12 protein-coding genes are annotated in these 13,311 nt (G+C 63.2%); 7 read left to right on the top strand and 5 right to left on the bottom strand.

Annotated elements, in window-relative coordinates:
• The first annotated feature begins 41 nt into the window (after window positions 1–41).
• From NE851_RS14535 to NE851_RS14515, 5 genes are all read left to right on the top strand, one after another.
• Window positions 42–809: an SDR family NAD(P)-dependent oxidoreductase gene (locus NE851_RS14535; protein ID WP_179867802.1), complete on the top strand. Its 768-nt coding sequence runs from the start codon at window positions 42–44 to the stop codon at window positions 807–809.
• Entirely contained in the window at window positions 809–1,723 is a 915-nt protein-coding gene (locus tag NE851_RS14530; RefSeq protein ID WP_097542863.1) for a 2-dehydro-3-deoxygalactonokinase, read from the top strand. The genes NE851_RS14535 and NE851_RS14530 overlap by 1 nt, the downstream gene beginning before the upstream one ends.
• Window positions 1,724–1,736: 13 nt before the next feature.
• Complete coding sequence (locus NE851_RS14525) at window positions 1,737–2,378, top strand: 2-dehydro-3-deoxy-6-phosphogalactonate aldolase (protein WP_028757735.1); 642 nt, start codon at window positions 1,737–1,739, stop codon at window positions 2,376–2,378.
• The gene (locus tag NE851_RS14520; protein WP_097542864.1) at window positions 2,375–3,262 is read left to right on the top strand and encodes an SMP-30/gluconolactonase/LRE family protein; all 888 of its coding nucleotides are present in this window, start codon (window positions 2,375–2,377) and stop codon (window positions 3,260–3,262) included. Before NE851_RS14525 ends, NE851_RS14520 begins: the two co-directional genes overlap by 4 nt.
• Window positions 3,263–3,485: 223 nt before the next feature.
• Window positions 3,486–4,103: a PRC-barrel domain-containing protein gene (locus NE851_RS14515; protein WP_097595293.1), complete on the top strand. Its 618-nt coding sequence runs from the start codon at window positions 3,486–3,488 to the stop codon at window positions 4,101–4,103.
• Between the two features lie 68 nt (window positions 4,104–4,171).
• On the opposite strand, the gene NE851_RS14510 is transcribed toward NE851_RS14515, so the two are convergent.
• Both NE851_RS14510 and NE851_RS14505 read right to left on the bottom strand, forming a co-directional pair.
• The gene (locus NE851_RS14510; protein ID WP_097595294.1) at window positions 4,172–5,536 is read right to left on the bottom strand and encodes a putative bifunctional diguanylate cyclase/phosphodiesterase; all 1,365 of its coding nucleotides are present in this window, start codon (window positions 5,534–5,536) and stop codon (window positions 4,172–4,174) included.
• Between the two features lie 127 nt (window positions 5,537–5,663).
• The gene (locus NE851_RS14505; RefSeq protein ID WP_047613824.1) at window positions 5,664–7,385 is read right to left on the bottom strand and encodes a response regulator; all 1,722 of its coding nucleotides are present in this window, start codon (window positions 7,383–7,385) and stop codon (window positions 5,664–5,666) included.
• Window positions 7,386–7,675: 290 nt separating this feature from the next.
• Here NE851_RS14505 and mutL point away from each other — a divergent pair, with 290 nt between their 5' ends.
• Window positions 7,676–9,478: a DNA mismatch repair endonuclease MutL gene (mutL, locus tag NE851_RS14500; protein WP_097630524.1), complete on the top strand. Its 1,803-nt coding sequence runs from the start codon at window positions 7,676–7,678 to the stop codon at window positions 9,476–9,478.
• Between the two features lie 172 nt (window positions 9,479–9,650).
• Entirely contained in the window at window positions 9,651–9,881 is a 231-nt protein-coding gene (locus NE851_RS14495) for a DUF2093 domain-containing protein (protein ID WP_003545832.1), read from the top strand.
• Between the two features lie 13 nt (window positions 9,882–9,894).
• On the opposite strand, the gene lpxK is transcribed toward NE851_RS14495, so the two are convergent.
• The 3 genes from lpxK to waaA form a co-directional block, all read right to left on the bottom strand.
• Window positions 9,895–10,971 carry a tetraacyldisaccharide 4'-kinase gene (lpxK, locus tag NE851_RS14490; RefSeq protein ID WP_097542868.1) on the bottom strand — a complete coding sequence of 359 codons (1,077 nt, stop codon included), beginning with the start codon at window positions 10,969–10,971 and terminating at the stop codon, window positions 9,895–9,897.
• A gap of 181 nt (window positions 10,972–11,152) precedes the next feature.
• The gene (locus tag NE851_RS14485) at window positions 11,153–11,875 is read right to left on the bottom strand and encodes an HAD family hydrolase (protein ID WP_063476418.1); all 723 of its coding nucleotides are present in this window, start codon (window positions 11,873–11,875) and stop codon (window positions 11,153–11,155) included.
• A 9-nt stretch (window positions 11,876–11,884) separates the two neighbouring features.
• Window positions 11,885–13,204, bottom strand: coding sequence for a lipid IV(A) 3-deoxy-D-manno-octulosonic acid transferase (waaA, locus tag NE851_RS14480; RefSeq protein ID WP_047613814.1), 1,320 nt, complete (start codon window positions 13,202–13,204; stop codon window positions 11,885–11,887).
• Window positions 13,205–13,311: the final 107 nt, after the last annotated feature.

Genomic DNA, 13,311 nt, shown 5'->3' with positions numbered 1-13,311 from the left:
AATGATAAAATTGGGAGGCGCCGCTGACGATGACAGTGACCATGATGCCAACAGCACAATTTCCCGAGTTCAAGGACCGAGCCGTGCTCGTGACCGGCGGCGGATCGGGCATCGGCGCTGCGATCGTCGAAGGTTTCGCGCGCCAGGGCGCCAAGGTGTCGTTCATCGATATCGCCGAGACCGCAGGCCGCGAGCTCGCCGAAAGGCTGTCGCGCGAGACGGCGCATCCGGTTTCCTTTCACCATGCCGACCTGCGCGATATCGAGGCGATCCGGAGCACGGTCGATACCGTCATTGCGCGGTCCGGACCGATCCGCGTGCTGGTCAACAATGCCGCCTGGGACGACCGCCATGAATTCGACGCGGTGACCGAGGTCTATTGGGACAACAACCAGGCAGTGAACCTCAGGCATGTGTTCTTTACCTCGCAGGCAGTCGTGCCGTCGATGCGGACGGCCGGCGGCGGGGCGATCATCAATATGTCGTCGATCGCCTTCAAGCTGAACATGGGCGGCTTTCCCGCCTATGCGGCGGCGAAGGCTGCGGTCGTCGGGCTGACGAAGAGCATGGCGGGCAGGCTCGGGCCGGAGAATATCCGCGTCAACTGCATCCTGCCCGGCATGGTCGTCACCGAGCGGCAGATGCAGCTCTGGCTCACCGAGGAGAGCATTGCGAGTTCGGTCGAGGACCAGTGCCTGAAAGTCGCACTCAAGCCCGATGCGATCGTCGGCCCCTGCCTGTTTCTTGCATCCGACTGCGCGGCGGCGATGACCGCCCAGTCCCTGATTGTCGATGGAGGCGTTCTGTAATGGCAAATCCCGCTTATGTCGCGGTGGACTGGGGCACCAGCAGCTTCCGGCTCTGGCTGATCGACCGGGACGGCACCGTCCTTGCCGAACGCCGCAGCGGCGAAGGGATGACGAGCGCCGCAAAGACCGGCTTTTCCACCGTGCTTGCCAGCCATCTCGCTGCCATCGAAGCGCCGGAAAACCTGCCGGTGATCGTCTGCGGCATGGCCGGCGCCAGGCAAGGTTGGGTCGAGGCCGGTTATATCGACGTGCCGACGCCGCTCGCCGCGATCCTCACCGGGGCGGTCTCCGTGCCCGGCGAAAGCCGCGACATCCGCATCCTGCCGGGCCTTGCCCAGCGGGATATCGCCACACCCGACGTCATGCGCGGCGAGGAAACCCAGCTGCTCGGCGCGCTCGGCCGCGCAAGCTCCGGAGCGCAGGCGGTCTGCATGCCCGGCACGCATTCGAAATGGGTGCATGTGACGGACGGCAAAGTTACCGGCTTTTCGACCTTCATGACCGGCGAGCTTTTCGACGTCATCAGCAAACACACGATCCTGTCGCATGCGGTTGCGGGGGCGGAAGAGCAGCCGGCGGATGCGGCGGCCTTCGAGGCGGCGGTCTCGGCGGCTTTCGCGCGCCCGGCCCTTGCCTCCAATCTGCTGTTCACGGCCCGCTCGGGCCAGCTCCTGCACGGCATTTCAGCCGCTGCCGCGCAAGCCCGGCTTTCCGGCACGCTGATCGGCCTCGAAATCGCCGGGGCACTGCAGGATGCGGCCAACTCAGACATCACCCTCGTTGCCTCCGGGCGCCTGCAGGCGCTCTATGAACAGGCTTTCAAAACCCTCTCCCTTGCCTTCACCGCCATCGACGCCGACGCCGCCGTGCGCCGCGGGCTTTCGGCTGCCGCCGAAGCCATCTGGCCGAATTGAGAAAGCTGACACAATGACCCGTATCCCCTTCCCCGACATGAAGCGTCCGCTGATCGCCATCCTTCGCGGCATCAGGCCTGAAGAGACCGAAAGCGTCGTCGGCGCCTTGATCGAAAACGGCCTGACGGCGATCGAGATCCCACTCAACTCGCCCGAACCGTTCAAATCCATCGAGATCGCCGCGAAGATGGCGCCGGCAGACGTGCTGATCGGCGCCGGCACTGTGCTGACGGTCGAGGCGGTCGACAGCCTGCATGCTGCCGGCGGCAAACTGCTCGTCACGCCGAATGTCGAGCCTGAGGTAATCATCCGGGCGCGCGGATACGGCATGGTGACGATGCCGGGTGTCTTTACCCCGACCGAGGCGCTGGCGGCGGCACGCGCCGGCGCCACCGGTCTCAAATTCTTTCCGGCAAGCGTGCTTGGTCCTTCCGGCATCACGGCGATCCGGGCCATCCTGCCGCCGGAACTCACGATTGCCGCCGTCGGCGGCGTATCGGACAAGAACTTCGGCGATTATACCAAGGCCGGCATCTTCGCCTTCGGCCTCGGCACCAGCATCTACAAACCCGGAATGACCGCGTCAGAGGTTGCCGAGCGCGCCAAGGCGACCATTTACGCCTATGATGCAGCCATTGGGAGCGTGAGCGTATGACCGATATTTATGAGTTCGAGGGCAAAACCCTTTGCAACACCAATTCCGTCCTCGGCGAAGGCCCGACCTATGATCCGGACAGCAATACCGTCTGGTGGTTCAACATCCTGGGCAAGGAACTGCATGAGCTCAATCTTTCGACAGGCGCGAAAAAGGTGCATCCGCTGCCTGTGATGGCGAGCGTACTTGCCCGCATCGACGCCGGACGGCAGCTGATCGCGACGGAGGAAGGGCTTTTCGTGCGCGACGTGGCCAGCGGCAACCTCACCTTCTACGCCGCGCTCGAAAACGACAGGCCGGAAAACCGTTCGAACGACGGCCGCACCCATCCTTCCGGTGCACTCTGGATCGGCACGATGAGCAAGCGGGCGGAAAACCAGGCCGGCGCCATCTATCATGTCGCCAGCGGCAAGGTGACGAAGATCTTCAACGGCATCAGCATCCCGAATTCGATCTGCTTCTCGCCGGACGGCACGGTCGGCTATTATACGGATTCCCGCATCAACCGGCTGATGCGGGTCATGGTCGATCCGCAGACCGGCCTGCCCTCGGGCGAACCGATCGTGCTCGTCGACAGCATGAACGAGCCCGGCGACATCGACGGCTCGGTGGTCGATGCCGATGGTTATATCTGGAATGCACGCTGGGGTGCGGGGGTCGTCGACCGCTACAATCCCGATGGCCTGCGCATCTCCCGCTACAAGGTTCCTGCCGTCCAGCCCTCCTGCCCCGCCTTCATCGGCGTCAATGCCGACCGGCTGGCGGTCACCACCGCCTGGGAAGGGCTGGATGAAAATGCCCGTTCGGCCCAGCCGAGCGCCGGCGCGCTTCTGGAACTCGGCATCGAGGTCAAAGGCGCGTTCGATCCCGTCTATGTGATCTAAATCCGGCTTTGCCAACGACCCTCAAGGGCGCCCTCGGACCGGGGCGCTCTTTCTCGTTTCTGCAGCGGTTTTTCGATAAATGTTCCGTGAGAATCGAGAAATTTTCCGTGTTTTCAACCGGAACCAATCGACCCACCAGTCATTCTCCCTTCGAACCGGCGCGGCAATCACACAGATATTGCCGGGTCAGCGATCACTCTAGGGAACTGAAGGTAGGTTCGAAATGACACGCAAACTCTTGACGACCGTTGCCGCTGGCGCGCTGTTTGCCACGGCTTTCGCACCGGCGGCATTCTCACAGACGGCCCCGCAGCCGGCGGATCCCGCCGCTCCGACCCAAGCGGCGCCTGCCGATCCGGCAGCCCCGAAGCCGCCGATCACTCCTGACGTCACCAAGCCCGCAGGCGATGCCGCACAGGCTCCCGCCCCGGCCGCGACGACAGACACGGCTGAGGCCGGTTATATCACCGAACAGGCTCCGGATCAGATCAGCGCCAATACTTATATCGGCCAGTCGGTCTATAACGGCAACAATGAAAGTATCGGCAGCGTCAACGACCTGATCATGAAGAAGGATGGCGGCTTGGTTGCCGCGATCGTCGGCGTCGGCGGCTTCCTCGGTATCGGCGAAAAGAACGTCGCCGTGCCGATGGACAAGATCACCGTAGCCCAGAATACCCAGGACGGCAGCGTCAAGCTGACGACAAGCGAAACGGCTGAATCGCTGAAGGCCGCACCTGAGTTCAAGACGCTGGCCATGCAGTCGGCTGAAAAGGCACCGGCCACCGGTACCGCCCTGCCGACCGACGCCACGTCGACAGGCTCGACCACGGCCAAGTAGACCGGGGTCAAGTAAACCACGCGCGGTAGTATAGCGTAGGCGATGGCGCTCCTAGGGGCGCCATCGCTTTATGCGCTGACCCGCTCCACCATGGTCGGATCGTAATAGTTCTCGTGCAGGAAGCGCAGCGTGGCGATCCCGTCGGCCGGACGGCCGAAGTGATAGCCCTGGCCCATGCCGCAGCCGAGCGTGCGCAACTTTACCGCCTCGGCATAATCCTCGATGCCTTCCGCCACGACCTCCAGCTCCAGACCCTCGCACATAGTCAAGATCGCCTTGATGATATGTTCGGAGGCGCGATCGGAATTGATGCGTGAGACGAAGGCCCGGTCGATCTTGATCTTGTCGAAGATGAAGTCGCGCAGGCGCCCGAGGCTCGACTGGCCGGTGCCGAAATCGTCGAGAGAGATGCGCACGCCGGCGGCGCGCAGATCGGCGATGATGCGGTGGGCGGTATCGGCCGAGCTCATCACCGCGGTCTCAGTGATCTCCAGCTCCAGGCGATGGGGATCGAAGCCGACGCGGCCGAGGATCGACAGGATGCTGCCGCTGGTGCCCGGATCCATCAGCTGGGCCGAGGAGAGATTGAACGACAGGAAGAGGTCGCGTGGCCAGGAAAGGGCGGCTTCGGCGGCTTTGCGCAGCAGTGCTTCCGACAGCGCGTCGATGAAGCCGCGCTCTTCGGCGAGCGGCACGAAGACGCCGGGCGCGACGAAGCCGAGATCGGGATCGTTCCAGCGGGCGAGCGCCTCGAAACCGACGACCTGATTGTTGGACAGCGAGACGATCGGCTGGAAATGCACATCGATCGCATCGGAGATGATGGCGTTTCTGAGCGCCTGCTCCAGCTGCGTCGCGCGCTTCATCTCCTGGGCGATCTCGCGCGAGTAGACGGTGATCTGGCCGCGACCGCGGCGCTTGGAACGGTAGAGGGCGGTTTCGGCGCTCTTCAGCAGTTCATCGCAATCCTCTCCGGCGAAGGGATAGATGGAGAAGCCGAGGGAAGCGGAGAGACGGACGTTGCGGTCACCGAGGTCATAGGGAGCCGACAGAACCTCGCGGATCATCTGACCGAATTTCTCGGCACTCGCCCGCTCGAAAATCAGCGGCAGCACGAAAGCGAATTCGTCACCATCATGACGGGTGACCAATGCACCATCGGGAATACAGGCCTTGAGGCGGTGGGCGACCTGGCAAAGGATTTCATCGCCGGCTGCCGAGCCGAAGAGATCGTTGATCGGTTTGAAACTGTCGAGATTGGCGATGCCGATGGTGAAGGGGGCCGGGTCGCTGGCACGCTCGGAAGAGATCTGCAAGACCTTGTCGCGCATGCGATTGCGGTTTCCCAATCCGGTCAGCGGATCGGTATAGGCCATCGCCTGAAGCTCGTTCTGACCGACGGTCAAGAAGGCTATGTCCGCCGATTTTATCATCCAAACCCGAGCTTTCCTCCGGAGCCATGCAAAGAATGACCGGCATGTCTTAACAATTCGATAGTAAATCAACGGCTTCTGCCGCCTGAACCGCCCCCAAATTTAGGGAATTGACGGGTCTCTCCGCCTAGCCTCGCGCCCGCACGGCCTCATCCATCAGGTACTTCTGAAATACGGTCTCCAGCATGTCGGGGCTGACGGGTTTCATGATGACATCGTCCATGCCTGATTTGACGCATTCGGCGCGGTCGCGCTCGAACGCCTGGGTGAGCACGCCGATGATCGGGGTGCGGGCTCCGCCGCCGGTTTCCTCCATCTGCCGGATGAGACGCGCTGCCTCGAAGCCGTTGAAGCCCGGCAGGGAAATATCCATCAGCACGATCTGCGGCCGGTGTTCGGCCCACATGCGCACGACCTCGTCGCCGGTCGCCGCGATCATATGGCTGTAGCCCAGGCCTTCGAGGATCTGCGAAAAAACGATCTGGTTGATATCATTATCCTCGGCGACGAGAACCTGCAGGCCGACCACGTCGTCGGAGATGCTGATTTCCCAATCCGTATCCGAACCGGCAGCACTGCGGCTGTTGCGATTGAAATGGCGGGCGATCTGGAAGGTGAGTTCGTTGGCGATCTGGAAACCGTCCATGACCAGCGACGGGATGCCGTATTGCTCGGCGAGTTCGAGGCAGCGCATGCCCATCTGATTGTCGATGATCAGGAGATCGAGCGAGATGCCGGAGGAGGTGGCGATTTCCAGGAAGCGCTCCTCTTCGTCCTCGCCGCGGACCGAGCAGGATTCGAAGCCGTATTTCGAAAGGGTCCGCAGCGCAGCGGTCTCGGCGGCGAGGTCGGCCGTGACGACGAGGACCTTGCGGCCCGAGAAATTCTCCGGAACGATCGCTTCCATTGCCGCCGGTTCGCGGCGCTCGACGGCGCTCGGCACCGGCACATAGGCCCGGCGATAGCTTTGATTGCTTGACGTGGTGATCGCCGAGGCCCGGCCGAACTCGTCGAGATCGGCGCCGTCGCGCGGCAGGTCCTGCGTGGTCGACACCAGGAAATAGCGGCCGGGCTTGCCGATACGGTGCTTGCGGCTGACGATGTCGCGCTCGATGCCGTCGCGGGAGATCTGTCGTTGGCGCGAGACCGACATTTCGCCGGTCTCCAGCACATGACGATCGCTTTCCTCAAAGCGCTTGGCGATCTCCGGTGAGAAGAGATCGCCACTCTTGCGCCCGAGCACCTCGTCGGCGGTCGTCTGATATTTTTCGCAGAAGGCGAGATTGACGGCGACATAGGTGAGATTGCGGTCCTTGACGAAGAGCGGGAACGGCAGATTGTCGAGAATGTCCTCGGTCAGCTGTACGCGCTCCAGATCCGAACGCCATTGCTCCTCGCGCTTCTTGTCCTCGGAAATGTCGGAGATGATGGTGACACCGTAACCGCCCGGCAGCCTGCGCTTGACGAAGCGGACCCAGCTGTCGGCGCCATGGCGCTCGACGGATTCGAATCGCTCGCGCCAATGCGAGGCGATTTTCTGCGACAGCCAGTCCTCGCGGCTGAGCGAGCCGCCCTGCTTCGCAGCATATTGCTGACGAATGCCGGTGTCATACATCGCCCCCAGAAAATCGCGAAGCCGGGTGCCCGGTTTCAGCATCTCCGGCGGCAGCGGGAAGAACTCCAGCGTCTGGCGGCTTGCAAAGATCAGATGATCGTTTTTGTCGTAGATGATGAAAGCTGCGGAAAGGCTGTCGCACACCACATCGAAAAGCGCCGTCTGCAGATCGGCCTCGACGGAGGTCCCATCGATTTCTGATGATGTGTCCGCCTTTTCGAAGCCGGCACTCATGCTCTTGCGTCCCACATCTGTTCGATTTCGCAGCTTCCGGAGGTATATGAATAGAAATGCCATTTTTATGTTAAAACCGGCTTAACATTACAGCGCCGCGCGTCTTTTCCAGCCGCGCAGAGGACGCTGTAACACTTTGAACTGCTGCATAATTTCATCCTTAGATCGGTTCCGATTTAAGGATGAAATCATGCAGCGGCGACCCCGATCTTGAGGGAGGCCCCGATCACGCCTAGGGAAAGCTTGCGCCAACCCCTTCCCTCCAGCCCGCGAATCCCCGAAAATAGCCCATGGCCATCAGACAGCTCTCCGAAACGCTCATCAACCAGATTGCCGCCGGCGAAGTCATCGAACGGCCGGCGAGCGCTGCCAAGGAACTGATCGAAAACGCGCTCGACGCGGGCGCGACCCGCATCGAGATCGCCACATCAGGCGGCGGCAAGGCGCTGCTGCGCGTCAGCGACAACGGCTCGGGCATGGACGCGGCCGATCTGGAACTGGCGGTCAGGCGCCACTGCACCTCGAAGATATCGGAGACGCTCGAGGACATCCGCACACTCGGCTTCCGCGGCGAGGCGCTGCCCTCGATCGGCTCTGTCGCCAGGCTCAGCATCGCCAGCCGCAGGCGCGACAGCGCCGGCGGCCACGAGATCGCTGTCGCCGGCGGCAAAATCGCGCATATCAGGCCGGCCGCCGCCAATCCCGGCACGATCGTCGAAGTGCGCGACCTGTTCTTCGCCACACCGGCCCGGCTCAAATTCCTGAAGACGGAGAAGGCCGAGGCCGGCGCCATCACCGAGATCGTCAAGCGCATGGCGATCGCCTTTCCCGCCGTACGCTTCGTGCTGTCGGGCTCGGACCGCACGACGCTGGAATTTCCGGCGACCGGCGACGATCACCTGGCGCGCATGGCGCAGGTGCTCGGCAAGGAATTCCGCGACAACGCCATTGCGCTCGACGCCGTGCGCGAGGAGATCTCGCTCACCGGTTTTGCCGGCGTGCCGACCTTCAATCGCGGCAATTCCGCCCATCAGTACGCCTTCGTCAATGGTCGGCCGGTGCAGGATAAGCTGATCCTCTCGGCGATCCGCGGCGCCTATGCAGAGACGATCCCTTCCGGACGCCATCCGGTGGCGGTGCTGTCGATCACGCTCGATCCCGCTCTCGTCGACGTCAACGTGCATCCGGCAAAATCCGACGTGCGGTTCCGCGACCCGGGCCTGGTGCGCGGCCTGATCGTCGGCGCCATCCGTGAGGCCTTGGCCCGCGACGGCAGTCGGGCGGCAACGACCGGGGCGAGCGACATGCTGCGCTCCTTCCGCCCCGGCTTCCAGCCGCAGGCGCAGCGGCCGCAGGCGCCATGGTCGGCTGAGACCTCGCCCTTCCGGCCTTATCAGCCGGCAACGGGTCTCAGCGAACGGCCGCAGGCGTCCTTCGACGGGCTGTCGATGCCGACGGCGCGGGCCGAGTCGCAGTTTTCGCCGCAGCCGGCCGCCCCCGAAGCAACCGCGCGCTATCCGCTCGGCGCGGCGCGGGCGCAGATCCACGCAAATTACATCGTCGCCCAGACCGAGGACGGGCTGGTGATCGTTGACCAGCATGCCGCGCACGAGCGGCTGGTCTTCGAGGCGATGCGCAAGGCGCTGCATTCGAAGCGGCTCGCTTCGCAGGTGCTGCTCATCCCCGAGATCATCGACATTCCCGAAGAGGATTGCGACCGGCTGATGCAGCATGCGGCGGAGCTTTCCGAACTCGGCCTGGCGATCGAGCGTTTCGGCCCCGGGGCGATCGCCGTGCGCGAGACGCCGGCGATGCTCGGCGAGGTCGATGCGCATGGCCTGATCCGCCAGCTTGCCGATGAGATTGCCGAATGGGATACGGCATCGGGCCTGTCGGCCAAGCTCGAATATGTGGCGGCGACCATGGCCTGCCACGGATCGGTGCGCTCCGGACGGCGGCTGCGGCCGGAGGAAATGAACGCGCTGCTGCGGGAAATGGAAGTGACGCCCGGCTCCGGCCAGTGCAATCACGGCCGGCCGACCTATATCGAATTGAAGCTCAGCGATATCGAGCGGCTTTTCGGCAGAAGCTAAAAAAGCTGGAAAAGCAGCCCTTTCGAGAGTATGGCAGACTAAAGCGTGTCGCGAATCTTTCAGATTCGCTTGCCACGCTTCGGATCTTTGGTGTTCCGCATGTCGTGATCGCAAAACCGCGGCACACTTTTGTGCGACATGCTCTAATGACAGACTGCAGGGAACGGAGCGCATGAATTTGTTCGAAGGGCACGGAAACCGCGAGGCGAAGATCCGGTATCTCGATGGCGATTTCCAGATTCTCTCGCCCGGCTCCTATGTCGTCTGCGCGATGACGGGGAAACAGATCCCGCTCGACGAGTTGCGCTACTGGAGCGTCGCCCGGCAGGAGCCCTATGCCGACGTGATCTCGGCCATCGATGCCGACAAACGCGCCGGCGTGCTGCCGAACCAACGGCGTTAAGCCCTCTATCACTTTAAAACTGCGGCTCAGCTTTTCCTGGATTGCCCTGGCTGGCAGGCTTCATTTCCCGCAGGCGCCGCTCGCGACAGGCAATGATCGCCCGGTCGATGATGAGACTGGGCGCGAGGTGATCGTCGAACACCATGTCGACCTCTATCACCCGGCTCTTTTCGGCGAGCCGGGCTGCCTTGCCAGGATGGCCGGAGAGGCGGACGAAATCCTTGGAGGTGGTGACGATCAGAAGGCCCTGGTGCTCGGCGGTCGTCAGGATGTCGTCGATCTCTTCCTCGGTCAGGTGCTCGTGGTCGCCGAAGGATTTGGCGACCGTGATTTCGGCGCCGCGTGATTCCACTGTGCGGAAGAATTTCGAAGGATCGGCGATGCCGGCGAAGGCGAGCACCTTCGTGCCGGCGAGCGTATTGTCGCCCCGCACTTTCAGCGATGCGGTGAAATAGGGCTTTGCCGCCCGCGCCGCCATGCGGACGATCCTGTCGGCCGCATTGCCTCCGCCGACCTTCAGCAGCGCCGTCGCATGACGCAGCTGCTGGCGGATCGGCGCTCGCACAGGGCCGCCCGGCACGATATGGCCGTTGCCGAGGCCGCGGGTCGCATCGATGACGAGCAGGGCATAGTCGATCGCCAGCCGGGCACTCTGGAACCCGTCATCCATGATGATGAGATCGGCGCCCTCCGCCACCAGGCGCGCAGCACCCTCGACACGCCTTCGGGAAATCACCGTCAGCGCCTCCTGGGCAAGCAGCAAAGGCTCGTCGCCGACGGCAACCGCCCGGTGATGATCGGGATCGACGACGGTGGTCACATCGAGCGAACCGCCGTAACCCCTGCTGAGAAAACCGGGCTTCAGCCCCTTCGCCTTGGCGGCACGGGCGATCGTCAGCGCCGTCGGCGTCTTGCCGGCGCCGCCGACGGTGAAATTGCCGACGCAGATGACCGGAACTGGAACGGAGGCGCGGCGCGCATGGGCCATGCGGTGGCCGGCGATGCGGCCATAGACAAAAGAAAGCGGCAGCAGCAGCCAGGCTCGCCAATCGGCTTTCCTCCACCAGAACGGCGGCGCTTCGGATATCATCTTGCCGTCCCGCTCCCCTGCCGGCCTTGTTCTCACGCCATTCCTGGGAAGTCGCTACGCGCTCTTCCCGGCAAAACCGCTGTGCACTTTTGCTGGAATTGCTCCAGCCGCAGCCGGTCCCCTGCTTTTCGATCGGCTGGATTGAGAAGCCAAAACCTGAAAAAATGCAAGCCCTTACCGGTCAGGCCGGCTGCAGGTCCGGCAAAAGCGTCTCGATGGCGGTGATATCGTCGAGCACGTGATGGGCGGCGGCGGCAAGCGAATCCCGCGAACCGGTGCCGGTCAGCACCGCGATCCTCAGCCCCGTCCCGGCATTCAGGCCCATGTGCAGATCGTGATTGTTGTCGCCGACCATGGCGACCTCTTCAGGCGAAAGACCGGTCGCGGCGCAGAAGCCGAGCACCATGCCCGGTTCCGGCTTGACGCCGAAACCGCTGTCATAGCCGGCGATGTAGTCGATATAGCCGGCAAAACCGAAGCGCTCCGCCGTCTGGCGGATCGACCGCTCATTGTCGCTGGAGGCGACGCCGAGCTTGAAGCCGCGCCGATGCAGCCGGGAAAAGAAGCCGGCAAGGTCGGTTACCGGCACGGAAAATTCGGCGGCGCTGGAAAAGAGCGCGTCGAGGCGCACCGTCAGTTCGCCGACATCGACCATCGAGCCGGCGGCCACGAGGCCCTCGGCGATCTGGCGAGTATTGCCGGCGGCAAGCAGGCTGTCGGGAACGATATGACCGGTCACCGGATCCATGCCGCAGGCGGCAAGCAGCCGGTCGGCGAGAAGCGGATCCCCTTCCGCGGCGATGCGAGCCAGCTCGCGGTTTACCGGCAGCCAGCTCTCGTCATAGTCGAGCAGCGTGCCGTCCTTGTCGAAAAGAATGCCTTTGATGGGGGCGGCTGCCGACATCTTCGTTCCTCAGAGCTGGGCCACGGCCTTGGGCAGCAGCCGCGCCTTCACCGTCAACGGGTTGATATAGGGCTCCAGCCCCTTCACTGTCGCCGTCAGCGCACCGCGCATCTCGTGCACGGCGGTGATGCCGGCCTCGATCATATTGCGGCGGGCTTCGTCGTTGATCAGCAGGTAGTGCACGCCCTTGGCCAGCATTTCGGTATCGCGCACCATGCGGGCGCTGCCGCTGCGGGCAAGCTTCTGATAGGCATCGCGGAAGTTCTGCACATGGCCGCCGGAAAGAATGGCGCAGCCGAGCATGGCAGGCTCTAGCGGATTCTGGCCGCCTTCGGCAAAGAGCGAGCGGCCGACGAAAGCGATTTCCGTCAGTCGCAAATAGAGGCCCATTTCGCCGATCGTATCGCCGAGGAAGATATCGACATCGGCGGACAAGACATCGTCGCGGGTGCGGCGGGCGACCTTCAGCCCCTGCTTGACCAGAGCCGCCTCGATCTCGTCGCTGCGCTCGGGATGACGCGGCACGATGATCGTCAATTGATGATCACGCTCCTTGAGCGCCCGATGAACGATGGCGGCGGCATTCTCCTCGCCGTCGAAGGTCGAGATCGCCGCCCAGGTCTTGCGGTCGCCAATCTGCTTCTTATAGCGGGCCAGGACGGCGCTGTCATAAGGCGGTGCGTCGGTATCGACCTTCAGATTGCCCGAGGTGATGACCGGGACAGCGCCGAGATCGCGAAAACGTTCGGCATCGACATCCGACTGGGCAATGACGAGGGCAAGATTCTCGAACAAGGCTTCGGCGATCGCCGGGCGGCGGCGCCAGCGGGCAAAGGAGCGATCCGACATGCGGGCATTGATCAGGATCTGCGGAATGCGGCGGCGGCCAAGCTCCAGCACTGTTGCCGGCCAGATCTCGGATTCGGCGATGATGGCGCAGTCGGGCTGCCAATAATCGAGGAAGCGGCTGACGGAGGGTTTCAGGTCGAGCGGCACATATTGATGGATCGCCTCCTGGCCGAGGCGCTCGGCGGCGAGCTTGGCGGAGGTGATGGTGCCGGTCGTCAGGATGACATGGATATCGCGGCGGCGGATTTCACGGATCAGCGGGATGACGGCATTGGTTTCCCCGACGCTTGCGGCATGGAACCAGACGAGCGGACCCTGCGGCCGGTTGGCGCTCGGATAACCGAAGCGCTCCAGGCGGCGCGCCCGGTCTTCCTTACCCTTGGCGGTGCGGTAGGTGATATAGAGGCCGACGACCGGAGAGGCCACGGTTCCCGCCAGACGGTATGCGCTCAGACCGAACCGCGCCATCCGGGAGCTCATTGCGCCAGCCTCCGATCAAAACCGATCGACATCACACCCATTCCCTAATTATCGTTGCGGCCGCAATGGCCGATCAATTTGTTCAGAATGCGTCAAACAATCCGGAT

This window comes from Rhizobium anhuiense bv. trifolii (assembly GCF_024346605.1).
Lineage (GTDB): Bacteria > Pseudomonadota > Alphaproteobacteria > Rhizobiales > Rhizobiaceae > Rhizobium > Rhizobium anhuiense.
The sequence above is the reverse complement of the archived record's forward strand: the minus strand, read 5'-3'. Positions and strand labels throughout refer to the sequence as shown.